The organism is Streptomyces sp. LaBMicrA B280 (genome assembly GCF_049222185.1).
Taxonomy (GTDB): Bacteria; Actinomycetota; Actinomycetes; order Streptomycetales; family Streptomycetaceae; genus Streptomyces; species Streptomyces murinus.
This window is the reverse complement of the sequence record NZ_JBMJCT010000061.1, coordinates 1-469: the sequence shown is the minus strand read 5'-3', so window position 1 is coordinate 469 and position 469 is coordinate 1. Positions and strand designations below refer to the sequence as shown.

Sequence of the window (469 nt, the reverse complement as noted above, 5' to 3'; positions counted from 1 at the left end):
CACCGTGCTGATCGTGGACGGTTACTCGACCAACCACCAGGTCGTCATCGACGCCGATACTCGGCTGGTCGTCGCGGTCGGCCGGCCGTTGCCCGGCAACCGCAACGACTGCAAGGCGTGGCATCTGTCCGGAGCGAAGGCCGCCGTCGGCAAGACCACGGTCATCGCGGACGGCGGCTACCGGGGCACCGGCCTGCTCATCCCGCACCGCCGCGAACCCGGCCAGAGCGAACTGGAGGCATGGAAAAAGAAACACAACGCCTCCCACCGCAAGGTCCGCGCCCGCGTCGAGCACGCCTTCGCCCGGATGAAGCCCTGGAAGATCCCCCGCGACTGCCGCCTCAAGGGCGACGGCGTCCACCACGCGATGCTCGGCATCGCCCGCCTGCACAACCTCACCCTCGCCGGGTGACGACGAACAGACAGGTCAACGCACACGCCCTAGATCATTTACGGGACAACGCTTAGG

Annotated in this window: 1 protein-coding gene; it reads left to right on the top strand. The window is 67.4% G+C overall.

The annotated features are described in order from the left end of the window. Positions 1-412, top strand: a 412-nt coding sequence (locus ACLF5H_RS32965) for a transposase (RefSeq protein WP_421679688.1), incomplete at its 5' end; no start/stop codon positions are given. Positions 413-469: the final 57 nt, after the last annotated feature.